Origin of the sequence: Erythrobacter crassostreae, from assembly GCF_019204045.1 — a bacterium.
GTDB classification, from domain to species: domain Bacteria; phylum Pseudomonadota; class Alphaproteobacteria; order Sphingomonadales; family Sphingomonadaceae; genus Erythrobacter; species Erythrobacter crassostreae.
On the sequence record NZ_JAGSPC010000001.1, the window covers coordinates 1453884 to 1479323 of the forward strand.

The 25440-nt window shown below is 56.2% G+C and carries 22 protein-coding genes, 2 tRNA genes, 1 pseudogene and 1 riboswitch; of the genes and pseudogenes, 10 read left to right on the forward strand and 15 right to left on the reverse strand.

Translation table 11 applies throughout. The features are described from left to right. The first annotated feature begins 170 nt into the window (after window positions 1–170). From KCG46_RS07075 to KCG46_RS07095, 5 genes are all read left to right on the forward strand, one after another. A complete protein-coding gene (locus KCG46_RS07075; protein ID WP_255551812.1) occupies window positions 171–1115 on the forward strand; it encodes a hypothetical protein in 945 nt (314 codons plus the stop codon). Between the two features lie 16 nt (window positions 1116–1131). Continuing rightward, window positions 1132–1319, forward strand: a riboswitch (cobalamin riboswitch). Between the two features lie 116 nt (window positions 1320–1435). Then, window positions 1436–3403: a TonB-dependent receptor plug domain-containing protein gene (locus tag KCG46_RS07080; protein ID WP_218404570.1), complete on the forward strand. Its 1968-nt coding sequence runs from the start codon at window positions 1436–1438 to the stop codon at window positions 3401–3403. Window positions 3404–3443: 40 nt separating this feature from the next. After that, complete coding sequence (obgE, locus tag KCG46_RS07085; RefSeq protein WP_218404571.1) at window positions 3444–4502, forward strand: GTPase ObgE; 1059 nt, start codon at window positions 3444–3446, stop codon at window positions 4500–4502. Window positions 4503–4506: 4 nt separating this feature from the next. Beyond that, on the forward strand, window positions 4507–5628 hold the full coding sequence (proB, locus tag KCG46_RS07090; protein WP_218405357.1) for a glutamate 5-kinase: 1122 nt from the start codon (window positions 4507–4509) through the stop codon (window positions 5626–5628). Continuing rightward, window positions 5625–6536 (forward strand): NAD-dependent epimerase/dehydratase family protein, encoded by a 912-nt coding sequence (locus KCG46_RS07095; protein ID WP_218404572.1) that lies wholly within the window; start codon window positions 5625–5627, stop codon window positions 6534–6536. Before proB ends, KCG46_RS07095 begins: the two co-directional genes overlap by 4 nt. 4 nt (window positions 6537–6540) lie before the next feature. Here KCG46_RS07095 and KCG46_RS07100 read toward each other — a convergent pair whose 3' ends face one another. From KCG46_RS07100 to KCG46_RS07125, 6 genes are all read right to left on the reverse strand, one after another. Then, window positions 6541–7299, reverse strand: a complete 759-nt coding sequence (locus tag KCG46_RS07100; RefSeq protein WP_218404573.1) for a phosphoadenylyl-sulfate reductase — start codon at window positions 7297–7299, stop codon at window positions 6541–6543. After that, entirely contained in the window at window positions 7292–7750 is a 459-nt protein-coding gene (locus KCG46_RS07105) for a DUF934 domain-containing protein (RefSeq protein ID WP_218404574.1), read from the reverse strand. Before KCG46_RS07105 ends, KCG46_RS07100 begins: the two co-directional genes overlap by 8 nt. Window positions 7751–7839: 89 nt before the next feature. Next, a complete protein-coding gene (locus KCG46_RS07110) occupies window positions 7840–9468 on the reverse strand; it encodes a nitrite/sulfite reductase (protein ID WP_218404575.1) in 1629 nt (542 codons plus the stop codon). A 1-nt stretch (window position 9469) separates the two neighbouring features. Next, window positions 9470–9766: a DUF2849 domain-containing protein gene (locus KCG46_RS07115; protein WP_218404576.1), complete on the reverse strand. Its 297-nt coding sequence runs from the start codon at window positions 9764–9766 to the stop codon at window positions 9470–9472. After that, entirely contained in the window at window positions 9763–10521 is a 759-nt protein-coding gene (gene cobA, locus KCG46_RS07120) for a uroporphyrinogen-III C-methyltransferase (protein WP_218404577.1), read from the reverse strand. Before cobA ends, KCG46_RS07115 begins: the two co-directional genes overlap by 4 nt. 76 nt (window positions 10522–10597) lie before the next feature. Beyond that, on the reverse strand, window positions 10598–10993 hold the full coding sequence (locus KCG46_RS07125; RefSeq protein ID WP_218404578.1) for a mechanosensitive ion channel family protein: 396 nt from the start codon (window positions 10991–10993) through the stop codon (window positions 10598–10600). Between KCG46_RS07125 and KCG46_RS07130 the strand changes: the two genes are divergently transcribed. After that, window positions 10967–11103 (forward strand) — tRNA-Glu (locus KCG46_RS07130). The genes KCG46_RS07125 and KCG46_RS07130 overlap by 27 nt on opposite strands. Window positions 11104–11697: 594 nt before the next feature. On the opposite strand, the gene metC is transcribed toward KCG46_RS07130, so the two are convergent. The 3 genes from metC to KCG46_RS07145 are packed head-to-tail and all read right to left on the reverse strand — an operon-like array spanning window position 11698 to window position 15131. After that, window positions 11698–12912, reverse strand: coding sequence for a cystathionine beta-lyase (gene metC, locus KCG46_RS07135; protein ID WP_218404579.1), 1215 nt, complete (start codon window positions 12910–12912; stop codon window positions 11698–11700). Next, on the reverse strand, window positions 12909–13763 hold the full coding sequence (locus KCG46_RS07140; RefSeq protein WP_218404580.1) for a sulfurtransferase: 855 nt from the start codon (window positions 13761–13763) through the stop codon (window positions 12909–12911). The genes metC and KCG46_RS07140 overlap by 4 nt, the downstream gene beginning before the upstream one ends. Before the next feature lie 48 nt (window positions 13764–13811). Beyond that, window positions 13812–15131, reverse strand: a complete 1320-nt coding sequence (locus tag KCG46_RS07145; RefSeq protein ID WP_218404581.1) for a hypothetical protein — start codon at window positions 15129–15131, stop codon at window positions 13812–13814. A 133-nt stretch (window positions 15132–15264) separates the two neighbouring features. On the opposite strand from KCG46_RS07145, the gene queF reads away from it, so the two are divergent. Beyond that, window positions 15265–15735, forward strand: coding sequence for a preQ(1) synthase (queF, locus tag KCG46_RS07150; protein ID WP_218404582.1), 471 nt, complete (start codon window positions 15265–15267; stop codon window positions 15733–15735). A 14-nt stretch (window positions 15736–15749) separates the two neighbouring features. On the opposite strand, the gene KCG46_RS07155 is transcribed toward queF, so the two are convergent. Further along, the gene (locus KCG46_RS07155) at window positions 15750–17036 is read right to left on the reverse strand and encodes an NADH:flavin oxidoreductase/NADH oxidase family protein (RefSeq protein WP_218404583.1); all 1287 of its coding nucleotides are present in this window, start codon (window positions 17034–17036) and stop codon (window positions 15750–15752) included. A gap of 189 nt (window positions 17037–17225) precedes the next feature. Here KCG46_RS07155 and KCG46_RS07160 point away from each other — a divergent pair, with 189 nt between their 5' ends. From KCG46_RS07160 to KCG46_RS07170, 3 genes are all read left to right on the forward strand, one after another. Continuing rightward, entirely contained in the window at window positions 17226–18332 is a 1107-nt protein-coding gene (locus KCG46_RS07160; protein WP_218404584.1) for a class I SAM-dependent methyltransferase, read from the forward strand. Between the two features lie 187 nt (window positions 18333–18519). Further along, window positions 18520–19077, forward strand: a complete 558-nt coding sequence (locus tag KCG46_RS12630; protein WP_255551813.1) for a helix-turn-helix domain-containing protein — start codon at window positions 18520–18522, stop codon at window positions 19075–19077. A 136-nt stretch (window positions 19078–19213) separates the two neighbouring features. After that, window positions 19214–19300: transfer RNA gene (locus KCG46_RS07170), tRNA-Leu, on the forward strand. Between the two features lie 198 nt (window positions 19301–19498). Here the strand turns inward: KCG46_RS07170 and KCG46_RS12635 are convergent. The 5 genes and pseudogenes from KCG46_RS12635 to KCG46_RS07190 all read right to left on the reverse strand — a co-directional run bounded on the left by KCG46_RS12635 (window position 19499) and on the right by KCG46_RS07190 (window position 25289). Next, on the reverse strand, window positions 19499–20887 hold the full coding sequence (locus KCG46_RS12635; RefSeq protein ID WP_255551814.1) for a PLP-dependent aminotransferase family protein: 1389 nt from the start codon (window positions 20885–20887) through the stop codon (window positions 19499–19501). Window positions 20888–21304: 417 nt separating this feature from the next. Continuing rightward, window positions 21305–21781, reverse strand: a pseudogene (locus KCG46_RS12735) (TniQ family protein); the annotation flags it as partial. After that, window positions 21717–22613, reverse strand: coding sequence for a TniB family NTP-binding protein (locus KCG46_RS07180; RefSeq protein WP_218404586.1), 897 nt, complete (start codon window positions 22611–22613; stop codon window positions 21717–21719). The gene KCG46_RS07180 and the pseudogene KCG46_RS12735, both read right to left, overlap by 65 nt. Further along, on the reverse strand, window positions 22606–24807 hold the full coding sequence (locus KCG46_RS07185) for a TnsB C-terminal domain-containing protein (RefSeq protein WP_218404587.1): 2202 nt from the start codon (window positions 24805–24807) through the stop codon (window positions 22606–22608). The genes KCG46_RS07180 and KCG46_RS07185 overlap by 8 nt, the downstream gene beginning before the upstream one ends. Next, a complete protein-coding gene (locus tag KCG46_RS07190; protein ID WP_218404588.1) occupies window positions 24804–25289 on the reverse strand; it encodes a hypothetical protein in 486 nt (161 codons plus the stop codon). The genes KCG46_RS07185 and KCG46_RS07190 overlap by 4 nt, the downstream gene beginning before the upstream one ends. Window positions 25290–25440: the final 151 nt, after the last annotated feature.

The following is a 25440-nucleotide window of genomic DNA, read 5'->3' on the forward strand; positions in this document are numbered from 1 at the left end:
GGTCGGGCTCATGAATTTCCGACCAAACTGGTGAAATCTGCGATGCCCGGAGCCTTTCATTAGGCTTCGGGCATTTGCTTTGTTACATCAGACGACTATCGCTGCGTGCTTCATACGTGAGCAAGGCGACTTCTGGCATCATGCCTTAGCGCTAATGAGAGAGAGTTGAGATGAGCAAAGCGGATTCCGGCACTGCCAACCCGATCGGTCTGAAAATCGCCGCAGTGGCTGCCGCAGTTAGCATGCTGGGCGCCTGTGCAACGCCGCCTCCGCCTCCGCCACCTCCTCCTCCGCCACCTCCGCCGCCTGCGGCCGAGATCATTCCTCTACGGCCATTGCCGCCCGGCGGTGCGTCTTATGTGATGCGTATTCCGAGTAAGGACATTTTGGGTCGCCGTCAGACGGTCAATCGCGGGATTACCGATGATGAAAAGGTGTGGCACTTCCGTTCTGCGTGGAACGTGGCAGCGCTTAATTGCACCTCAGCGCGACATCAGCCGGTGCTTGATGCATACAGCGCTTACATCAAAGATCATGCGCGCGATTTAAAGCGCGTGAATGACCGGATCGACCGTAAATACCGCAATGAAATGGGTGCGCGCCGTGCGGGTATTATCGAGCGCGAAGGCAAGATGACCAGCGTCTACAATTTCTTTGCGCTTCCTCCTGCGCGCAGCGATTTTTGCGCTGCTGCCCTAGATATCTCGAACCGCGCATTGGCTGCGCCGCCAACTGACGGCGTTGCCTTTGCCATGCAGAATTTCACTTTGCTCCAGCAGCCGTTCCTGACCTTCTTCGACGAATACGATCAGTATCGTAGAGAATCCGCGCGTTGGGACGCGAAATATGGCGCAACTTATGGAGCATCACAGCCCGGCTGGGTTGCTGTCCAAGACGCCAAAGCACGAGGTGTGGTGATTCCAACTGTCGGTGAAAATCCTGCGGCAACGACGACGGCTTCAACGCAGACCGCTGGCACCGTCGTTGACGAAACCACGGGGGCTGAAGTGCCAGTCGTACCCGTACAGGACGGATTTATCTCTCAGCCAGTGGTTGAACCAATCCCGACCGAAGGTGAGGAAACACCTGCGCCTGCGCCGCGCGGCTTGCGATAAGGCATATACGCGGCTAATCCCGCCCAATCACTTCGGTAACGGGAATGCGGTTAGAATCCGCAGCTGTCCCTGCAACTGTAAGCGGTGAGCGATTGTTTCGCGCGGTCTTTAGTGAGATCGCAGCCACTGAGGGAAACCTTGGGAAGGTAGAAACACCCGCGCTGATCCGTGAGCCAGGAGACCGACCGGAGCGTGTCGCTTGTTGCCCCTCTCAGGGATTGGTGAGGCGCGAAAAAGACTTTCGTTTCGAGCGACGATAGCTGGCCGTTCGGATTGTTTCCGGGCGGCTGAGATGTTGCTCGTTCGGAAGGGATCCGAGAATGAAGAATACACTATATTGCGGCGCTGCGATTGCAGCGTTTGGCCTCGCTGCGCCTGTATTGGCTCAGGACGTTCAGGCTGACTACGACGACGCCGAAGATGATCGAATTATTACATTGCAAACGAACATTCGGATCGAAGGCATTCTAGTCAGTGCAAATCGCGATGAAAGCTCAGGTTACATCGAAGACTACACCGGTTCAGCCACAATCATTGAACGCCGGGATATAAACAACAGGCAGACGCGCGACATTGCCGATGCGCTGCGCGATGTACCGGGCGTCGCGGTCAGCAGCGTCGCTGGCCAGACACAAATCCGCCTGCGCGGCTCAGAGGCGAACCATGTGCTGGTGCTGGTGGATGGGATCGAGGTTTCCGATCCATTTGCCGGTGAGTTCGACATTGGCACATTGCAGGCCGAAATCGGCAGCAAAGTGGAGGTGCTGCGCGGCCCGCAATCTGCGCTTTATGGAGCAGACGCTATCGGCGGCATCGTGGCCTATGAAAGCGCACGCGGTGCGCAAGTGAATGGCTTTGGTGCACGCGTTGAAGCAGGTACGAACAATACGATCAACGGCTCTGCACAGTTCGGGATTGGTGACTATGATGCCGATCTGGCGATTAACGCCACCGTGGTAAGCACAGATGGTGAGCCGAACGCTCGTGGGGGGACGCGCGATCTTGCCCGCGACAGCTACACTGTGTCCGGGAAAGGATCGGTAAGGTTAGGGGAGGCTCTGCAAGCCCGCGTAGCCGCGCGTTTTATTCGTACTGAGGGTGATTTCAACAATTCGGATTTCGATACGACCAGCCCGACATTCGGCCTTATTATCGATGCGCCGGAAACGCGGTTTGAAAACGAAGCGATCTATGCACTTGCAGGGTTGAACCTCGCAACTTTTGACGAAGCGTGGACGCATGACATTTCGGCGCAGCTTGCCGACATCAATCGCGATACATTCGGAGCGTTCGGCCGCAGCAGCGGAAGCGAAGGCGACCGGTTAAAAGCATCCTATGTCAGCGCAGCACAAATCGACAATGGTAATGATAGCCATTTCTTGACCTTCGCCGTCGATTGGGAGCGGGAGCAGTTCCGCAATAATGATCCGTTTGGCATCGCCTTTTCCGGCACACGCGAGATCGAGAATGTCGGTCTGGTCGGTGAGTATCGCTTTGCCGCGCGAAGCATCAATCTATCCGCTGCGATCCGCCATGACATCAATGACCGCTTCGCTGACGAAACCACGTTTCGTTTCGGGGCAGCATACGATTTGACTGACAGCACCCGCGTTAGAGCGAGCGCCGGATCAGGTATCAAGAACCCGGGTTTTTTCGAATTGTTCGGGTTCTTTGATGGCCAGTTCATCGGTAATGAGAACCTGCAGCCGGAAAAATCGACCGGCTGGGAAGTGGGTGTGGATCAGACTTTTGCAGACGGGAAAGCGAATATCTCGTTGACCTATTTCGATAGCGAATTGGAAAATGAGATTTTCACGATTTTCCCGGCGCCGACTTTCATCGCCACGCCCGCCAATCGGCAATCGGTAAGCAGTCGGCGCGGGGTCGAAATCTCCGCAAATGCTGACCTAGGCGGCGGCTTCTCTTTCGACGCGGCATACAGCTATCTCGATGCAGAAGAGGACGGCGTCGAAGAAGTTCGCAGGCCTGACCATATCGCGAGTGCAGCGTTGAACTGGACTGCATCCGATGAGGGGGCTTCGGCAACGCTTGTCGTCCGGCATAACGGCGAAACAGAGGATCTCGCTTTTACCGATCCGAGCTTTATTCCGGTGCGCGAAACGCTTGATGACTTCACTCTCGTCAATTTGGCTGGTGAGTTCCGTTTGACCGATGGTGTCAGCCTGTTCGGCCGTGTCGAAAACCTGTTCGATGAGACATATGAGCAGGTCTTCAGCTTCGTCTCACCGGGTCGGACCGCGATCGCTGGAATTCGCGCAACCTTCTAATCTTCTCGCAATTCGTCGAGGAAATGCATAGGTGCATTCCATGCATTTCCTCGATCAAGCCAAAATCTATCTCAAATCAGGTGCCGGAGGGCCAGGAGCGGTCAGTTTCCGGCGCGAGATGTACGTCGAATTTGGCGGTCCTGATGGCGGCAATGGCGGCAAGGGCGGCGATATTGTCTTTGAAGCGGTCCCTGGCCTCAACACCCTGATCGATTTCCGCTATTCACAGCATTTTAAAGCCAAGCGCGGCGATCACGGTAAGGGTAAAGACCGCACGGGCGCAGCGGCACCGGATCTCGTGATTAAGGTTCCGGTTGGCACACAGGTTCTGTCGGAAGACAAAGAAGAGGTGCTGGCCGACTTTACTGAGGTTGGACAGCGTGTCGTCTTTCTCGAAGGGGGAATGGGTGGCCGCGGCAATGCGTCTTACAAAAGCTCAACCAACCGCGCTCCCCGTCAGCATCAGCCCGGCATTCCAAGCGAGGAGATGTGGGTCTGGCTGCGGCTGAAATTGCTGGCCGATGTTGGCCTGCTGGGCCTGCCCAATGCCGGTAAATCAACCTTTATCAACGCCGTGTCGAACGCTCGGGCGAAAGTTGGCCATTATGCCTTCACCACGCTGGTCCCGAAACTGGGCGTGGTCTCACATAAGGCCCGCGAATTTGTGATCGCGGATATTCCGGGTCTGATTGAGGGCGCTGCTGAAGGAGCGGGGATCGGTGACCGGTTCCTAGGCCATATTGAACGCTGCCGCGTTTTGATTCACTTGATCGATATTGCGGGTGATGATCCGGCGGAAGCAATGACCATCGTTCGTGATGAGCTTGCTGCCTACGGCGCAGGCCTTGAGGACAAGCCTCAACTGGTTGTGCTCAACAAGATGGATCTCGCCGATAAAGAGCTTGGTGATGCCTTTGCCGATGAATTGATCGCTGCGGGGGCAGACAAGGTCTTCTCAGTCTCTGGCGCCACAGGTCAAGGGATCGAAGAGTTGCTGGATGCAGTTTTGGGTTACCTGCCTGACCGTACATCGACTGAAACAAAGACCGTCGAAGTCGAAGATGAAGACGAAGCCAATAGCGAATGGTCGCCAATCTGATCCGATGGTCTTGAATGCGATCAGCGAAATCGGTTCCGCCAAACGCGTTGTAGTAAAAATCGGCAGCGCGCTGCTGGTCCGTGATGGCGAGGCCAACCACACGCATCTCGCTTCGCTTGCCGATGACATTGCAAAAATGAAGGCCGGCGGGGCTGATGTTATCGTCGTAAGCTCCGGCGCGATTGCGCTTGGCGCTGCTCGGCTAAACCTTCCCAAAGGAGGAAGGGCGAGCCTCGCCGACGCACAGGCGGCTGCGTCTGTCGGTCAAGTCGCGCTCGCGCAGCTATGGGCAGATGTCTTGGGTAAGCACAGTATTCAGGCCGCTCAAATGCTGGTCACGCTGGATGATTTGGAAGACCGCCGCCGGTATCTCAATGCGGCGGCCACGCTGGAACGCTTGTTGGAAGCAGGCGCGGTGCCAGTGGTCAATGAGAACGACAGCGTTGCGACCGCAGAAATCCGGTTCGGCGACAATGACCGACTGGCCGCCCGCGTTGCGCAGGCTGCGAATGCGGATGCCGTTTTACTGCTGTCAGATGTTGACGGCTTTTATGATCGCGGTCCGGATGAGGAAGGCGCGAGCCTGATCAAGCGGATCGAGGGCGTGACCCCCGAAGTGATCGCTCTGGCGGGTGAGGGATCATCGTCCGGATTGGGCTCTGGCGGAATGAAGGCCAAATTGCAGGCGGCAAGGATCGCAGAGCGGGCAGGGATATTGCTTGCGATCATCAACGGAACCCATGCGTCACCGATTTCAAAGGCAATCGCAGAAGACCGAGGCACAGTGTTCCTTCCGGTTAGGGCGGACAATGCCCGCAAGGCATGGCTGGGCGGTCGCTTGGCACCCGAAGGTGTGCTGACTGTGGATGCCGGATGTGTGGCCGCACTTGGCGATGGCGCGAGCCTGCTTGCAGCAGGTCTGACCGATGTCGAGGGCGAATTTCAGCGCGGCGCACTGGTCAGCTTGCATGGGCCCAAAGGCGAGCGGCTGGGCCAAGGACTGGTGGAATACAGCGCAGAGGAATGCCGCGCCATTCTGGGGCTGCGTGAAAATGAGCAAGAAACGCAGCTCGGATACGCGCCGCGCGCAGCCGTGGTGCACCGCGACCATATGGTGAGAACATGAGTATTGCGATTACCGGAGCGACAGGCTTTGTCGGCAGTGCAACCCTTGAAGTGGCTTTGCACCGGGCGAATTCGGTGCGCGCACTCACGCGCGGCGAACAGCCGCGTCAGAAACAGGTAGAATGGGTGCGCGGCACTCTGGATGACACCGCTGCCTTGGCCAAGCTGGTCGAAGGTACCGATGCGGTAGTCCATATCGCGGGCCTTACTAGCACTCCCAACCCCGAACGGTTTGAAGCCGCCAATGTTGCCGGAACTGCCAATATGATCGCAGCAGCGAAAGCAGCGGGCGTGAAGCGGTTCGTATTTGTCTCCTCGCTGTCGGCGCGCGAACCCGGTCTTTCTGCCTATGGCGGGTCGAAAGCGCGCGCTGAGGAACTCGTCAAAGCGAGTGGTCTCGATTGGACAATTGTCCGCCCGCCCGCCGTTTACGGACCGCGCGATGTCGACATGTTCGAACTGTTCCGTACGGCAAAGTTCGGCGTCGTCCCTGTACCAGCGGAAGGCAAGACCTCGATTATCCATGTCGAAGACCTTGCCCGCTTGCTCATAGCGCTTGTCCCAATGAACCCGGTGACCACCGGACAGACATACGAGCCGTGGGACGACAATGCATTTGGCTATGAGCATACCGAGCTGGCGAAGCTGATCGGAGAGGCCATGGGCAATCAGCATGCAAAAGCCTTGCCCCTGCCGCCGGCTGTTATGCATTTCGGCGCGAAGGTTGATGGCTTTCTTCGCGGACCAAAGGCGAAACTGACGCCAGACCGTGTGGGCTACATGCTGCACCCCGATTGGGTCTGCGACATGAAGAAAGCGCCGCCAATCTCAGTTTGGCAAGCCGTCTGGTCAGGCGAAGACGGGCTCACGATGACAGCCGACTGGTACAAAGAAGAGGGCTGGCTGTAAGCACTTAGAGGAACGGTTCCTCGCCCGGCTGGTGGATGCCGCATTCGACTTTGTCCCAGCCTTTCCAACGGCCCGAACGCGGATCATCGCCCTCGGCAACCTTGTTGGTGCAGGGTTCACAGCCGATCGATGGGAACCCTTCGGCGACCAGCGGATGGCGCGGCAAATCATGTTCTTTGAGATAGGCTGAAATGTCCTCTGCTGACCAATCGATCAGCGGATTTATCTTGAGCCGACCTTGCCCGTCGGAGGAGTCTATTTCGAACCGAGGCAGGTTTGCGCGGGTCGATGACTGGAATGCTTTGCGTCCCGTAAAACTCGCATCGTAATCGGCGAGCGCCTTTGCGAGAGGAATGACTTTCCTGATTTCGCAGCAGCCGTCCGGATCGTAAGACCAGCGAAGGCCTGTTTCGTCTTTTGCAGCCAGTTCGGCCTCGTCCGGTGTCAGCACGACTAGATTGGTAAGGTCAAGCCGCTCCACCACTTCGTCGCGGTATTTCAGTGTCGCGGCAAAGTGTTTGCCCGTGTCGAGGAACAGCACGGGCACCGAGGGATCAACCTGCGCGATCAGGTGAAGCAGCACGACACTTTCCGCGCCGAAACTGGAGACTGTCGTCACATCACCGGCAAGGTTGCCTTTGATCACACCTTCGAGCATTTCCTGTGTTGAGGAACCGCGAAACATGCGATTGAGACGAACCGCATCATGCTCGGTAAAGCGTGGCCCGGTGTCGATCCGGTCAATTTTGCGTACTTCATTCATGACGCAATTCCTGAATTGTGCGGCGCCCGTCGACGGTGCTTTGGTACACGTTGTCCCATGTGGCGAAGGCGCGCTCCGCGTCAGCTTCGTCCAAAGGCGCATCCGGCGCGAAGGCATCAAAGCCGCAGCGCCGCATATGGCTAAGCTGATCGATCAGCACATCGCCGACTGCGCGCAATTCACCCGTATATCCGGCTTCACGCAGGATGCGCGCCGCCGAATAGCCGCGCCCATCGCCAAAGCTTGGGAAGTTCACTTCGACGAGCGCAAGCCGGTCCAGAAACGGCAAAAGCAAGCGCGCATCGTCGCCCGGTTCAATCCGGACAGCGGTTGCATTGGTCTGGTCGCAGCAAGCGTCGACTGTGACAGTTCCATGATCGACGACTTCGTCATCTCGGAAGCGGAACTGCACCTCATCAGGACTGGTTCCGAGATCGTTACGATCAGTCATTCAGACCTCCATTTGGAACGTAGCCGCTAGAATGGCGGAAGTGGAAATGAAGTACGGTGTCCATGCTCTCGGCGGTCCTGAGGTCTCGCTCAGTCATAAAGAGCCTCCTTGAAAGGAGCCATGCCAATGCGCCGATAGGTATCGAGGAAACGTTCCTCGCCCTCCCGCTTATCAAGGTAGACATCGGTCACCTTCTCGACCGCCTCGATCACGCCGTCCTCGTCAAAACCAGGGCCGGTGATCTTGGCGAGCGAGACGTCCTCCGCTTCGCTGCCGCCGAGGGAGAGTTGATAGTTCTCTTTGCCTTTCTTATCGACGCCAAGGATGCCGATATGTCCGGCATGGTGGTGCCCGCAGGCATTGATGCAGCCTGAGATCTTGAGTTTTAGCTCGCCCAGTTTTTCGGTCTTGCCAGAGGTATCGAACTTCTCGGAAATACGCTGTGCGAGGGGGATCGAGCGCGCATTGGCGAGCGCGCAGTAATCCAGGCCAGGGCACGCGATCATATCCTCGATTGTGTCCATATTGGGCGCGCCGAGATCAGCCGCATCGAGCTGTGTCCAAAGCGCGTGAAGATCGGCGATTTTCACGTGAGGCAGAACAACGTTTTGAGTGTGCATGATGCGCAGTTCGTCAAAGCTGTACTGCTTGGCCAGTTTCGCCATGACGCGCATCTGATCACCAGTCGCATCGCCTGGAATACCGGCGACCGGTTTCAGCGAGATAACCGCACTGACATAGCTATCATGCTTGTGCCGGTGCGTATTCCGATCAACCCACAATGCAAAGTCCGGATCAGCGCGGTCGACTGTCTTGGTACCGTCTTCAAACACAGGGTCGGCGAAAAATGGCTTGAGCCGTTCCAGTTCTTCGCGGGGAGGCTCAACGCCTTGACCCAGCATGTGTGCGAATTCTTCTTCGACTTGACGCGTATATTCCTCTCTGCCCAGTTCGTGGACGAGGATTTTGATGCGCGCTTTGTACTTGTTGTCGCGCCGTCCGTAACGGTTGTAGACCCGCAGGCATGCCTCGGAATAAGTGATCAGTTGATCAAGCGGCACAAAATCGCGGATCATCGGGGCGATCATCGGCGTGCGGCCCATGCCGCCACCCACGTAAAACGCAGCGCCTATCTCACCATCCTGCTCAACAATCTGGATGCCGATATCGTGAAGGCGCATTGCCGCACGGTCCTTTTTTGCCGCGATGACGCAGATTTTGAACTTGCGTGGCAAATATGTGAACTCTGGATGGAAGCTCGACCATTGTCGCAGCAGCTCTGCGTATGGGCGTGGGTCGACGAGTTCATCATGCGCTGCGCCAGCAAAATGATCGGACGAGATATTGCGGATGCAGTTTCCGCTCGTCTGGATCGCGTGCATTTCAACCTTGGCCAGATCGGCGAGGATGTCAGCCGCGTCCTCGAGCTTGATCCAGTTATATTGTAGGTTCTGGCGCGTGGTGAAGTGGCCATATCCGCGGTCATATTTATCCGCGATGTTCGCCAGCGCCGTCATCTGCTCGCTGTTGAGTGTGCCGTAGGGGATGGCGACACGCAGCATATAGGCGTGGAGTTGGAGATAAAGGCCGTTCATCAAACGCAGCGGTTTGAACTGGTCTTCGGTTAGTTTGCCTTCGAGACGGCGGCGGGCCTGATCGCGGAATTCCTCAACGCGGGCATCAACCATCGCCTGGTCATATGAATCGTATTTGTACATGTCAGATTACCCAATCGAGAGCGTCGGTGTTTTGCGGATCTAGCGTCAGGTCTGGTCGTACTGTCGGTCCAACTGCGCGCACGCGGTCTTTGATATGGGCAGGGCGCACGCCGTCTTCGGTGCGTTCTGCTTCGATAATGTAAGGAACGTTGACGCGCCGCAGAGCTTCCTCGCGGGCCAAGATTTCTGGGCCTTGCTCGCCAACGTCTAAGGCGCAATCAACATGGCTTGACCAGTTCTCGCCATCCCACCAGATGACAGCACCGGATTTAAGATCATTTCCTGTAAGGATTTTCATTGCACCGCCTCCAATGCGGTTTGGGCGAGGGCAATATTCTCGCGTGCTGTCACGTCGCCGATTACGATAAGCGCGGGGCTTTTGATTTTCTCGCCTGTCACAAGATCGGGAAGACCCGCGAGCATACCGCGCACGATACGCATGTCGGACCGCGCAGCGTTTTCAATCACGGCGAGTGGCATGTCCGGAGCAAGCCCGTCTGCCATCAGTTTTTCGGCAATCTGCGGCGCGGTTTTGACGCCCATATAGATCACCAGTGTGCGTCCTGCCCCGGCAAGGCCTGACCAGTTCTGGTCCGACAAACCTTTACATTGGCCAGCGACAAAGCTGACAATGCTGGATGCATCACGGTGGGTGAGCGCAATCTGCGTCGCGGCGGCGGCGCCATTGGCGGCGGAAATACCCGGTACGATTTCAACCTGTACGCCAGCGGCCTTGGCATCCTCTGCCTCTTCTCCGCCGCGCCCGAAGATCAACGGATCGCCGCCTTTCAGACGGACTACATCGCGGCCTGCAAGGGCCTCACGAACGAGAAGAGCGTTGATCTCGTCCTGCGGCAGTGTGTGCTTTGACCGCTGCTTTGCGACAGAGATTAAACGCGCATCTGGTGACGCCATGGCGAGGATTTCGCGGCTTACGAGACCATCATGCACGATGATTTCAGCATGCTCGATCAAGCGTGCTGCGCGCAGGGTCAAAAGGTCGGGATCACCCGGTCCTGCGCCTACGAGAAATATTGTTCCGGTGTTTTCCATGAGGCCGAGATGATCGACCCAGCGGCTAACCGCCAGTGAGAATGGGTTTGCGCCTACTAAGGAAAGCTATTGTAGCCTATTTCTTCGCACCGTTCTGCGCTGACATCGCTTCAATCAAACGGTCAATTTGCTTGCCTGCGCGCAGATTGAGATCGCGCTGCGGGAACGGAATCTCGATATCGTTTTTCTGGAACAGCTCCCAGATCCGCAAGTAAACGTCCGACCGGATGTTCGCGAGGCCTTCTTCGGGATCTTGAATCCAGAAACGGACTTCAAAATCCACTGAACTGTCGCCAAAGCCCATGATGTTCACGCGCGGCTTTGGCCGCTCCAAGATACGGCTTGTTTCCTCGACCGCTTGATAGAGAAGCTCTGATACCAGCTTCAAATCGCTGCCGTAGGATACGCCAACGGGCGCTCTCACCCGGACGTCGCGTGAGGAATAGGACCAGTTGACCACTTGGTTGATCATCAGATTTTCATTCGGGATCAGATGCTCAGTCTGGTCGCGGGTGATTACCGAGATTGCGCGAATGCCGATCTTGCGGATTTGTCCGATAGCCTCGTTGCCCGCTTGGTCCGACACCGAGATAACGTCTCCCGGCTTAATCGATTTGTCGAGCAGCAGCAGTATGCCTGAGATTAGGTTACCGAAAGTCTTCTGCAAACCGAAACCGATGGCCAGACCGAACGCGCCACCAAAGAAGGCGAGGGCGGTCAGGTCGATGCCTAGCATGTCGATGCCGATGAGGAATGCGAGGGCCCAGATCGCCACAGTGCTCAGTTTTTCAGCAAGCAGTTTTTGAGTGCTGTCGAACTTCGTGATTTTGCGGATAAGGCCGCGACTAAGCCGTGTCGCGATCCACGCGAGAGTTATGACAAACAGGATAACGCCGATAACGAGCAGCACATCGAGCAGTGAAATCCGCATATTGCCAAGCTCGAAAGCGAAATCCTGAAAGGATTGAAGAACTGCGCCTGCGGTTTCATTCTTCTCACCAACGCCCTCGACAATCTCCTGAGATGCCTCGATCGCTTCGACCGGTTCTTCTGGTGTAGGTTCCGGCTCAGGAGTTGCCGGAGCTTCTTGAGTCGTGCTTTCATCCGTGCCCGCATCGCCTTGGGCAGCGGGATCGGTTGTTTCGGTCACGTCGGCAGGTAGCGAGGCGGCAGTCGTCATTGATTATCCAATTTCTCAAGCGCCTGCGCCAGATCAGCGATCAGGTCGTCTGTGTCTTCAAGCCCGATTGATAGGCGAATGGCCGGCCTTGCGCCAGCTTCGCCAGCAGGCTTCGTGGGCGATACCATCGCGGCGCGGTGATCATGCGGGAAAATTGGCAGCGCCAAGCTTTCAAATCCGCCCCAGCTGTAACCGATACCGAAGAGTTGGAGTGCATCGGCCACTTTGCCGCTCGCTTCCGCATCATCACTGCTCAAAACAAAGCTGAACAGACCGCATCCGCCGGTAAAGTCCCGTTTCCAAAGCGCATGGGCGGAATCATCCGGCAGCATTGGGCACATCACCTGGGCGATCTGTGGGTGCTTGCTGAGCCACTCGGCGATGCGCGCCGCGCTTGCAGTCGATTTCTCAAGCCTGATCGCCATCGTTCGCAGGCCGCGCCCAGCAAGAGCCGCGTCATCAGGTGAGACCACCTGACCCAGTTCCTGCGAGGTTCGACGCAGTGCGCGATACCAACGCTCACCGGCGCTGGCACTGCCCATCATCAGGTCGGAATGACCGCCGACATGCTTGGAAAGGCTCATCATCACAATGTCACAGCCATGTTCGAGAGCGGCAAAACCAAGCGAGCTGGCCCAAGTGTTGTCGATCAGGCTGACCGCGCCGTTCTCGCGCGCGATGGCCGTGAGTGCGGGGACATCGCAGACCTCCATTGTGAGACTGCCGGGGCTTTCCAGCCACACAGCCTTCACTGGTTCGTCGAACAGCTTTGCGTAGGCATCTAGGTCAAGCGGATCGAAGAATTCGTAGGTTATGCCGAACCGTTTCAGCAGGCCGGTCGCCATGCTGCGCGACGGATCGTAAGCATTGTCGGTCATCAGCAATCGATCACCGGGACGCAGCACGGCCATCAATGCGCCCGCAATCGCCGCCACTCCGCTAGGGTAAAGCACGGTTCCGTGCGCGCCAGGCTCAATCTGGGTCAGTGCCTCGGCCAGCGACCACTGTGTTGGCGCACCGCGCCTGCCATAGAAGAACCCGCCATCGGCGTTGCTCTTGCCTGCTGCTTTGCGCGCTGCCTCCGCCTCATAAAGATGCGTAGAAGCACGCCAGACAGGTGTATTCACAACGGGTCCGGTCCACTCTTTACGCCGACCCGCATTGGCAACACGCGTTGCCGGGCGCATATCTTTGGGGTCTTTCCCGCTCATTGCGGGCCTTGTTGTTTTGGTGTGTCGGGATCGGCGGACCATTCGGCCCAGCTGCCGTCATACAACGCGATGTCATACTTTCCGATCAAATGAAGCGCGAACAGGAGTATACTCGCTGTAACACCGCTGCCGCATGACGTTACCAGCGGGCGCGAGAGATCGATGCCGGATTGTTCGAATGCGGTCTTGAGCGCACCGGGCGATTTGTAAGTTCCGTCTTCAGCGAACACTTGATTGAAAGGCAGATTGCAAGACCCGGGTATCCGGCCATTCTCGCCGCCATGAACTGGATCGGGGCCGTCGCCAAAGACGCGGTCAGCGCCGCGTGCATCGAGCACTTGCTCATCCCCATTCTGAACATTGGCCAGCATGTCGGCCTTAAAACGCACTCCGTTTGCGGCTGGGAGTGTAGCAGTTTCACATGTTTCGTATGTTGCTTCTCCTGCTTCGGTTTTGCGGCCCTCGCTGCGCCATTTAGCAAATCCACCGTCAAGGATGGCAACATCATCAATACCGTGCGCGATTAGTGTGAACCACGCCCGCGCCGATGTTCTAACCGCGCTATCATCATAAAGCACGATCTTGTGCCCTGATTGCACGCCAAGGCTGGCAAGCCTTTCTGCAAGCTGGGCAGGGCTTGGCAATGCCTGCGGAACGTCAGAACTGGTATCCGTCAGAGTGGCCAAATCCAGAAAGCGCGCGCCTGGAATGTGTGCCGCCTCAAAATCGGCACGCGGATCGCGATTTGCAGCAGGCAGATGGCGGGACGCATCAAGGATGACGAGGTCCGCAGCGTCCAGATTGTTGGCCAACCACTCTGTCGATACTAGGCCATTTAGATGATCACTCATGCAGGCAGCGGTAGCGCGGCGTGCACGTTGAGCCAAGTGCGGACTGGCTCAGGCGGTTTGCTTCTCCGGCAAATCTTTCAATTCATTCGCCCGCAAGCCGTGGACACCGCCGGGCGGCGTATCAAGCGGAATTGGGTGGAGCCGAGTTGCGCTTGCCGCGCTGGGCAGGCCAAGCACAAACCTATGCGTTTTGGAGGCTTGACCAGCAGCTTCGACGGTCAATTCGATCATAGGAATAAACAAGGGCTTGGAACCTTGCCGCAATGGGCTGATTTCTCGCAGTGGCAGCTGGAGTTTGCCACTGATCGTCTGGCTCTGTTGAGGCCCGATGCGTTCGATGTTCTCCATCGGCAAGTCGCCTCCAGTCACAGGCGCATTGGCCGATTGCCGCGCACAAACCAGGCGGGCGCTGACGGACAAATCGCGCAAGGCTTGATTCTTGCGGTTGGCGATGTTGAGGCGGTATTCGACCGTGAACATCATCATGCTTCGCGAAGCGCTAACAATGCCGAGCTGCAGCGCCATTTGTGAAGGCGCACGTGGAGCAGCTGCCGACGGCGCGGTAATTGGCTCAATTGGTGCGGGGGCCGATTTAGGAGTCGGTTCAGCGGTAGGTGCAGGTTCAATCTTTGGCTTGCGGACATCGGCGGCCAGTTTTGGCGCAGGAAGCAGTTGCGGCGGACCAGCTTCGCCTTTTTTACGTTGCCAGAACCACCAAACGGCACCGATCATGGCAGCAAGTAAGGCGGCCAATGCAGCGAGCAGTTGGGTCGATATGCCAAACCATCCAGCATCGCTGCTGCTGGAGATTGTATCAGATTCGGCCGCTTCCACCGCTGTCGAAGCAGGGTCTGCACTTTCGACAGGGGCAAGACCATTCTCGTCAAAGCCCGGTTCTACACTGTCGTCGCCCACAGTGGTGGCGGGTTCGGTAGTTACAGGAGCAGAAGACTGCACTGCGGTTGTTGCAGGCGCGCTGCGTGGTGGTTGCTGTCTCGCTGCTGCCGGACGTGACGCAGACGAAGCAGAATCACCGGCGCTGCCATTCTCGGTGGCTGATGGACTAGGCGAAGGTTCGGCAGGAGCCGGTGTCGGCGTGGCCTCTTGGGTTAGCGCAGTTTCTGGAGGCGGTGTTTGAATGCGCCGCGGTCCGATCGGCACACCGCTGCGCACGTCGACTGGCCCCTGAGGCGCTCCTGTCGGGGCAGGTGTCGGCGTGGGGGTGGTGTCAGGCAAGGAGAATTCAGGCGGCGCGTCTTGTGCAGCAACAGGTGCAGCCAGAACTGCGGCCAATGCCGCAAGGCTGAGCGAGAACGACCGGAAATCCGGTTGCTGGACATTGGGAAGAGAAAGTCTTGGCGCGCGCATGGTGCGGGTCTTGTACAATCGGCTATATTAACAGGCGGCCTACGGGGTCTGGCCGGGGCCTGACATAGATATTGCGGCGCGACAGTCTAGTTCCCCGCTTGCGTAGCCGACACTTTCACGGCAACAGCGCGGCATGGAAAGCACACCTGAAAACGACCAGAAGCCTGCATTTCTAGGCAAAGACACCCCTTTACCCCGTTCACCGGAGCAGGCGCAGCTCGACTACGTGCCCAATCCGCGCAAGGGGGCGCTGTATCTCGTTCGTTTCGCTGCGCCCGAATTCACGTCGCTTTGTCCGGTGACCGATCAGCCTGATTTCGCGCATCTTGTGATCGATTATGCGCCCGGCGACACGATTGTCGAATCTAAGAGTCTCAAGCTGTTTTTGGGCAGCTTCCGCAATCACAATGGTTTTCACGAGGACGTGACAGTGGGTATCGGACAACGGCTTGCTGATGAAATGAAGCCGCGTTGGCTTCGCATTGGTGGATATTGGTATCCGCGCGGCGGTATTCCGATTGATGTGTTCTGGCAGACCGGCGCACCGCCAGCGGATTTGTGGGTGCCTGATCAAGGCGTCGCCAGCTATCGCGGCAGGGGCTAGGTTCAGGGGCTGGCTTACCCGCGCGCTTTCATGATCGCTTTGTTGCGGGCTTCAACAGCGCGAAACGCTTTGAAAACTGGAAAGCTTTCATCCACGCGGCCCTGATGACCGAGCATCCAGAGTTGCTCGTAAAACCAGTAAATGCCCGCAAAACCGTTGATCGCTTTCATGATTTGCAGACGCTTGAGGAAACCGAGCCACTTTGGGATCAGGTCGAGGTTGTCTTCATAGCGCGGAAGGGCATCCAGCCCCGTCATCAGCTGCGTCGGGGCATCAGTCATCAGGCACATTGGCCGTCCCAGACCGACCACATCGGCTGCGCCGATGTCGAGCGCCTGCTCCATCGCAGCGCGGGTTCTAAAGCCGCCAGTGACCATCAGCGGCACGGCCACTTCGGATTGCATCGCTTTGGCGAAATCGACAAAGTAGGCCTCCCGCGCGGCGGTGGATGGGGCGACATTCTGGGCCTCTTCTTCCTCCATGCCTTCGACCCCCATCAATTTCGGCTGTTCATAGGTTCCGCCAGATATTTCGATCAGGTCAACCGATGCTGCTTCGAGCCATTTGACCACGGCGATGCTGTCCTCAAAGGCAAAGCCGCCTTTCTGGAAATCGGCACTGTTGAGTTTGACCGAGATCGGGAAATCGGCACCGACGGCTGTCCGGACAGCTTTGACCACCTCGAGCAGAAGACGCGCACGGTTTTCCAGACTGCCGCCATATTCATCGGTGCGCAGGTTTACGCGCGGACTAAGGAACTGTGAAATGAGATAGCCGTGTGCGCCGTGCACTTGGACACCGGTAAAGCCGGCATTTCGGCATGCCTTTGCCGCAATCGCCCAGCGGTTTACGAGGTCGGCGATTTCGTCTTTGGAAAGCGGTGTTGGTTTTCCGAACTGTCCACCGGGCAGGGCCAGTGCGACATCTGATGATGACTTTGGATTCGGGTTTACCAGCTTCTGCGTTTGCCGACCGCCGTGGCTGATCTGGGCCCACAGATGGTTGCCGGTACGCGTGCCTGCCTTGGCCCAACTTGCCAACCGTTTGGCCATATCGGCGTCGGGCTTCTGATCGATCACAACATTGCCGGGCCGTTCGAGATGGTCCTTGTCGATGATAATGTTTCCGGTCAGCAGCATCCCCGCGCCTCCGTCGGCCCAGATGCCGTAGAGCCGTTCTAACTCCGCCGTCGGGCGACCGTCGGGCGTTGCCAATCCCTCCGTCATTGCGCCTTTGGCGATCCGATTGGGCATGACGGCCCCGCAAGGTAATGTCAGCGGGTTACTCAGTTCGATGCCCATGATGTGCTCCTAATTAGGTCGTGATTTGCAACCCAACTAACGAAATGGAGGTGGAACGGCAAATTGGAAGCCCAACTAGGCGGATTGGTTTCGTCGGGGACAACGCTGGTCCGTTTTTCGAACCTATATCCCAATGCGCCACGATATATTCTGGCGCGGACGCGCCCCGCCACATCTTAGAGGTTTGCCATGCCTTTCGAGAGACCGTATTCGCCTTCGCCGCACAAGCTTTCGATTTTTTGGGGTAATAATTCTATCAACGCCTACACCGCAATAGCGCATCATGCCGTCTTGGCGGTGCCTCCTGGGCTAGAAGCTTTTGGGATTTCTACAGCTCGCCGTGAGTATGGACTAAAGTTCAAGATACTCGCGAGAGGCTTTATCCAATCGAAGGACACTAGCGAAGCCAAAGGTGTCGCGAATATTCTCGACAACGCACCGCTTTGGACATTTGGTAGTTACCGCCTTGTCGGCCAATTTAAGAAACTAGATCAAGATGCGACCGCGATATTGACTCAACGGCTTCGTGAAACGGTTAATGGTACGCAATGGGGCGGTCGCTCCTATTGGCTGGACAGTCCCGACAAGCGGCAGGATGAGCTCGCGCGTTGGGCACGCTCATTCATGAAGATTGATTTTGGTCTGATTAACAATCCGAGCAATTATTCAATTGCCCTGAAATTCTGTCAGGATGGCGCGGCTACCTATGCTTTGCTGGGCAAATCCATCTCGGTGAGAGAGAGGTTTGCTTATCGGCGCAGTGATGTGGGCGCGTCGATAAACCCCGTGCTTGCGGCCTGCCTTGCGCGGATGATGCCTGCAAAACTTGATGGTATGGCGATTGACCCGACATGCGGAAGCGGGACGCTTTTGTTCGAGCGTCTGCGCTATTCTCAGGAGCAAGGCGGGCTTGGCATTGACGTTAGCAAGGTGGCGCAGGAGGCTTTCACAGAGAACCTGCGTGACGCTGGTCTTGGAGGCCGCGACGTGAGATTCCAGCTGGGATCGTCAATAGATGCCAAGCATTGGCAATCCTGTTCGTCTGTGACGGCAAATCTGCCATTCGGAATACGTGTTCGCGAAAAGCCGGGTGCGCTTGATGAAATGTACCGCGCGATCCTAGGGAATGCGCAATCCAATCTCGCGGATGACGGGCGAATTCTGCTTACCAGCAGTTATCGCAGAGGCTTGGAGGGTGCTGCCCATGATTGGAGAGACCAACTAAAACTTCTCTCGAGATATCGGGCTGAGATGGGCGGACTACACTATCAAATTTTTGTCTTTGGCAGACGATAATGCCCGGTCACTTTTGTTGGAGAAGAGATTTGGGAAAGTGTGGGGTGTAACAACAGCTTGGATTTTGTAGACGTACTTTCAATGGCTTAGAGCCTTTCTGCGTCCAAGTTGATTGGACTAAACATCACAACTCATTGGTCCAAATTGCTGAGGTTTCAGAACTGGTTGGACTAACCTTCTCGCTTAAATGAGGATCGGCCTCTGGCTGCAAAATCATAGCGTTCTGCTATATCTCACTTCCTGCGAAAGGGAGATACGAGTGACTAATTCGGGAAAATTTGTTGAAGGTTGGCCAGCACTGATGTCGTCGGAAATGGCGGCGCGCTACGTCTCGGTCGATGAAGACTTACTCCTTCATCTTGCGAGCCAAATGGACATTCCGGTTGTCGAGGTGGAGGACCTCGCAATTCGCTGGCGGAGGCAAGACCTTGATCGACTGATCAAGAAACTACCTTCAGCATCAAGCAAGCTTATCAGCGATCGGCCAGCGCGTATTTTTAAGCTTGAGCGTTCGCAAGTCGAGGCGATCGCGGAAACAGTCGCAAGACATCTTGAACGTCATGAGTCGAGATCAGAGAGTAAACTTGTTTCGATAAATGAAGCGACTTCAATCCTCGGGATCGGGCGTTCTAGTGTCTACAGAATGATCAGCGAAGGCACCTTGGAGACCAGACACATCGGCCGAAGAACGCTCCTTCTTAGGAGCGACCTTAATGCGATCCTTGAAGGTTCTTGCGACAGCTGACTTGGCCGAAGATTGCAGGCCACTACCTTGGTGATTCTTTTGCGTAGCACAGGCTATTGTTGTTGACAGGAGCGCGGCGTCATCGCTATCCGCGCGCTTCGCATCGCTGCTCCAAACGAGCATTCAGCGACGGCGTGCCCAGATGGCGGAATTGGTAGACGCGCATGCTTCAGGTGCATGTATTCGCAAGGATGTGGAGGTTCGAGTCCTCTTCTGGGCACCATTTCCTCATTCCATTATTATCAGAATGACCTCTGTAAGCCGTGACGTGGCGGTAGAGCCCGTGGTCGTCATCGGCGCCGAACGAGCGCTCGCTCTCGAAAAGGCTCTCCAGGTTGTCGGCTGTTCGGGGCTAGCTGAAAAAGTGTGCCGGATCTGCCGCGGTCGGGCATACGCTAAGAGTTAATGTGTTCGGACCCGTTTAGAGGAACCGATGTAGTTGGCAGGCCCGAGTTATCACATGGTCGACCAAATTAAATTCGGTCGCTCCATCAGTCTCAGACCCTAGCGCTTCGTCTACGAGGAGAAAACCACGACCATCAGCACTGTTCACGCTTGCACCCGGCCAGATCTTGCCAGGCTCAATCGAGGCTTTCTCCACTTTCCTTAAACGGGCAGGTTGCAGTTTAGAAGTGAAGCTCGAAGTTAAACTGAATAGCTTCCGGTCTTGGTCGCTCCTCACAATGAAGCTCCATCTACCCGTTGTCGCCTTGACTTCAATCGCAGGCTCCGACGTAATACGCGTGGTCGCCGGTATGTCACGGGCGGCGAGATGCTCTTCGAGCTCATCTTTGATTGTGAACCATTCCGCAGAAACAGCAGTTTCAGGGGACGGAAGCCCTGTGATGCGCATCACTTCGTCTCGGTCAACAAACCGCGTGCCCGCTGATTTCCAATCATTTATCGGAAGCACTCCCATTGTCCTAAGAATCTTCAGAGCAGAAGTTGGATGACAACCTAAAGCCGGCGAATAAGCAGCTGCCTTGACGTAGCGGCTTTCAAACAGCTCGAGTGATGCTGGACAAACGCGTTCCTTGTGACGTGGGTCCTTTATGGTTTTGATAAGCGAGGCTTTGATTAGGCTTTTTATTCCCTCGTGCTTTGTGCCTAACCGGGCTGCGGCTTCCGCATACGTTATGGCGTCGCGCACTTGAGCCTTCGGACGAAGTCTCGCATGCAAATGCTTTTTTGGCGCATCAGCAACTTTAAGCCCTTTGAAAAGGTCAGGGCCTGAACTGTGATCGACGACCACTAAGCTCTTATCTCGAAGGATCCGGGACGAGGCTTCAGCTAACGAAATCCCAACTTGCTCGGCGAAGTGTGCAATGTACTTTCCGTCGAGCGAAGTGTCGCTCAGGGACGGCGAGGTTATCGAATTTACGAAAGCATCGAGTTCCATGTTCGTGTAGCGGTTTCTACCAACCATACGGAAAGCTGGGAGCAAGAGCTTGCGGGCAGCCAAGCTTTCTATGTCTTCAGACGTACAACCTAATCGCTTCGCCGCTTCCTCGGAGTCATAAGCACTTTGGATATATTTCTGCACGGATGCCAATTGCCCTTCGTTTAGTCGGAGGCCGCGAAGGTTTTTACGGTGTTTTGGAACGATTGCGAGCTTGCGGAGAAGAACTCGCATCGTGTGTGGCGTGAGACCAAGTCGCCTAGCTGCGCCTTTGATATTGAGGTGATCATCTTCGCCGTCGTACTTTGAAAGTCTACCTGATGGGGTGACTAAGCCATTTTTTACACGCGCACGAGCGAAGGCATCAGATGCTAGTTCGCGAAGAGCTTTATCCTTGATTGAAGCGAGCATATTCGGGGCTCCGTTACAACGACTTTTGAAACTGGCCCTGTCATAACCTGGCTGCAGCCAATCCACTCGGCGCAGCGTATCGATCATAACTTCGGAGCCCCCACAAAGTGGATCGAAGCCCAGCTGACAAAGGCTCCGTAGACTTTCGTGCGTCGCGCTATGCTTCTCCCCTCCACGATGGAACTTCCCCACGCAAACTGATGCTACTAGGATCGCCTCTAGCGACAGCCCATCAAGGTGGTCTGGTAGGCAGACCAGGTCGCCAGTCAAAGACTTCACTATAAAGTGATCGAGCTTACTAGCGATTTGCGTTGTCGCATGCGCTGCTCGGATTTTCCTTCCGCTACGCGTCCATCCAATCTCAGTGTGGTGCCAATCAAGCGGGTCACCGGGCAAGCCACCAATCAGAGCTACATCATGATGAGGACAGCTAGCGACGGGTACGAAATCAAACCAGGCACGGACGTATCGTCGCTCCTCCAAGCAGATAGGACAGACGCGCCGCTCGCTCTTACAAATGAATCGAAGAGGTACCTTGTGCCCGCATATATCGTAACCTTCTCCGCTGCGCTTCGGGGTGTAATGTTCGATCTCTTTGTAGCAATCGATCGGGAGGCGCTGCATAACGTTCAGCAGTTCATCGTAATCCCAGTCGCGACCACTGAGGCCCAAGGAATCGATGAAGGAGTCGGTGCTGTAAGCGTAATTTCTCTCCGCCGCACGGTGGATCCACCCTTGGATCGGTTCATGTGGGTACGTCTCTGCCGGCCAGATCGGCATGGGCAGAATGTTAGTTCCGATGTGGGTCTGTCCTTGGCTCATCGAAACTTCAGCCTTGACCGGGGCGAAACGGATTGAATGTCTCGCCGGGCTTTTTGCGCGCGTCGAAAGCATCGGCGAAGTGGCGAAGCTCGACCTGTTCGGAGCTATCGGCAATGGCACGATTGCCTGCGTCAATCAGGTAATTCTTCAGATGCCCAATGCATCCACCTGAGGCCAGGTAGAGGCGATAGGAAAAATCTTGGGCACCAAACCCGGACTTCTCGAAAGGCATCTCGCTGTCGAACTTATGGCAGAGGGCGCGAAAGCTCTTCGAATCCGAGGGATCATTCCAATCGTATGGGCTCAAGCGCAGATGCTCGAGACCACCCCGGCCAAAAAGCTGCGGGTCTTCAGCGATGATGGAGTAGGTCTCCGGCAATCCGATGCAAGCGATGTTGAATTGCTTCAGGTTGAGCATCTTGCGCAGCAAGCCTCTCGCGAAGTTCAAAATCCTCTTGTTCTTCTCGGGGAAGAGCTCCTGTGCCTCGTCGAAAATCACGTACTCAACTTCTGAACGACGCAACTCGCGAAGGATCAAGTTGATCAAATTCGCATTCGTAATCCGCGTAGAGACCGTCAGATCAAGCGCATCCGAGATGCTATCCAAGATACCGCGGGTGCCGCCCTCGATCGGGCAATCGACCAATAGCACTGGGCGTTTGACACCATCCTGCCCAACTCGTGGTCCATGTGCTGCAACGATCTCGTTGGCTGCAAAGCTCTTCCCGGTTCGGCTTTGTCCGATAAGTGCGCAGATATTGCCTCGGCTCGGAATCCCGCCTTCAACTGGCATGTGGAAGTGTTTGAGGGCCTTGGTGGCCTGCTGATGGTTTGGGTGATCGACAAAGATATCCCTGATCAACTGTTGACGCTCGCCAGGGGACGCGAGTGCGCGTTTAGTCATCTGTGCGTACTCCCGATTTCATCTCGCTCGCAAACTTTTCAATCTCGTCCATGTCGTCCTCGACTGGCGTGGATGTCGGGCCAGCAACTTGCGGATCTGGCGCGACTGCTGACTTTCGGTTTTCGCGGTACCGCTCTGCTACAATCAATGCAGGCGTTGGCATAAGGGGTGAGAGTGGCATCGGTTCATGGCCGGGGACTTGGGGCGAGCCCTGGGCGACATCGGCATGCAAAAGCTGCGCCCGGTCTCCGTAGAGGAAACGCACAAGGTTGCGTTCGAGCTTCTTGCGAGTTCCCGATTTTAGTACACCGAGCCCAGCTTCGATGATGGCCGCCTTCGCCTTCATCAGCGCGATGGGATCGCTTCTCTGTTCCTCGCGAACGAGCTCATGCTGACGGCAAAGCCGGTGTTGATGCACAGTAAGGCCTCGTGTGTATTCAGCCCATTTTTGAACAGCAGGAAGCTCGATGACCGGATCGGTATCCCCACTGTGAAGATAGACTTTCGAAAGGTCATAAGGATCTCGGTGCACCTGATACTTAGCAGGCCTTCCAGAGCTTGATTTCGCCCGATGACTTGGGTGAGTGAGTATCCGATCAAGTTCAGGCGTCCAATAGCGGATATGGTCCCATTCGACCCCATACTTTTGTACCGTTCGCTCTTCGTGTTCCCCGGCCAAAGCAATAAATAGCTTCTTATCAGGGAGGATAGGCAGATCGAAGGTATCAAGTTTGTCGCGCCATGCATCGATCGGGCTGCGAGACACTCCAGGCACTCGCCCCAAAGCGCGGTTAGGACTGGCGTTGTAGTCCGTGACGATCCATTTGGTGACCATGTCGCGGAACTCCGTCATAGTCAGAACCGGAGGCTCCGGTTCCTCGTATTGACGGTGATCGACCGCATTGGAATGCGTGGTACCTGGTAGGCGATGAGCAAACTTGGCTGCCTCGCGCATGAAGCGCTCAACAAGGCCTTTGAGCCATGGTTCGCGAGGCGGAAGTCGGACGATCTCGAAGCCAAGCTGAGCGGACGCGGTCCGGAGGTGGGTGTTGGCGAATTCGAGGCCGTTGTCGATGTAGAGGCGCTCGATGCGGCCCATGCACGGCCAATCTTCGTCCTTCAGGCCATCGATGTGGCTGATTTCTTTGCGATAGGTCGCATGCTTAATCCCGCCGATGACCGCTGCGTATGTCGGCACATCAAAGGAGACCGAAAATCCCAAGACCATCCGGGTGGCGCGATCGAGAAAAACCACCAGGGAGGGACGACCCAAGTGAGCCCCGTTCTCTGCTACCAGGAGCACGTCCATTGGGGTGAAATCGACCTCAACTTCCGCATAGGGCCGCTCAGGCAGGCTGCGCGTCTGATAAGTTTGAAATTTCTTGCGCGCTGAGTACTTTCCAACACGTCCAGCCTCAGCGACATACGGTGAAACTTTTTGACTGATCTCACGACGCAGGGTCGAGAGACTAGGAGACGCCAAGGTGCCCGTCTTGGTCAGGAACTTGGGGAGTGCAGTCTTGCAGAATTTTTTCCCGGCGGCGCTCTGATTGAATTCGAAGATGAACTTCTCAGCTTCCACATGAGCGTCTACGACGCTGCCGCCTTGAGAGTAGCGATCAAGTGCGCGTTCAATCGCCTCCTGAGAGATTTCAGGGAGGCGCGAGCCACGCTTGCCTTTCAGATCATGGCGTGCGGCATATGCGGCAAGTCCAATCTCAGCGTAATGCGCGTCATGCAGCTTCTTCCAATTGAGAACTGAACTAGAGGAGGGAGGGTTTTTGTCACCAATCAGGTCAGCTTTCTCGTCGATCCGCTCCTTGATCCATGGCTTACTGCACCGATAGCCATCAGCATGTTCGCTAACATACTGAACGTAGTCATGCTTGCGCATGGCATCGCAATTCGCATTTTCAGACAACGCTTGTGGCGCGAGGGGGGAAAGAGGGGCGTTCAGCGACGGCCGCGACCGCCACTTGAGTTCTCCCGCTCCATAAAGTTCGAAGAGTTCATTGTCGGACAGAATGATTGACTCGTTCGTCGCCAGTTTGAGCATTGCCCACTTATCGCCATGCCGAGACTGCGCGATGTATTCTTCATTCTTGACCCAGACGCTATCGCGAGCATGAATCCGAAGCTTGGGATACAAAGACGCGTCAGAATTGGGCCGGGATTCTTGGATCGCGTGCGTCATGCAGCGTCTCCCCGAAAGCGAACGGCGGTTTCCCGACCATAGTGCGTCTGGCAGTCTAGTAGCAGTTCACCCGTGAGCGCGAGGCGCATGATAGCTCCGAACACGTCGGGGAGGGCGTGGTGGCCATTTCCAGCGATCTCTTCGCAGAGGCGCCCAATAGTCGATGTGCCATGTGACTCGATTGCCTTACGAACGCTAAGTTCCGCAGAGAGGTCCGCAGGCTGGAAGCGATGCCGGTAAAGCTTGCGAGCATTCGACAGGCGCGGCTCAGCCCTGAGATCGAATTCGTTCCAAACAAGAAATTCTGCCCCAAAGTCCCTTTGATAGGCTGCGCGAATGAATGGCTCGCGTTTCGTCCACTTCTCATCATTGGCAAACCGGCTGGCCTTTGCATCGATAATCGAGAGGCAGCCATCCTTCGTAAGTGCAACGAAGTCGGGCGTATATTCATGCTTGTCTTGGCCTCCATCAGTATTGGGCATCCAATAGTGAAGCGTGTGCGGCTGGCATGCGTAGCACTTGATGCGATGGTCCACTGAGAGAAGCAGGTGAGCAATTGCCTCAAGACTACTCTCAAACGGAGCGTAGCTGCTCAGGCACTTGCGGCTTTTGGGGAAGATCCCATCGCGGGCA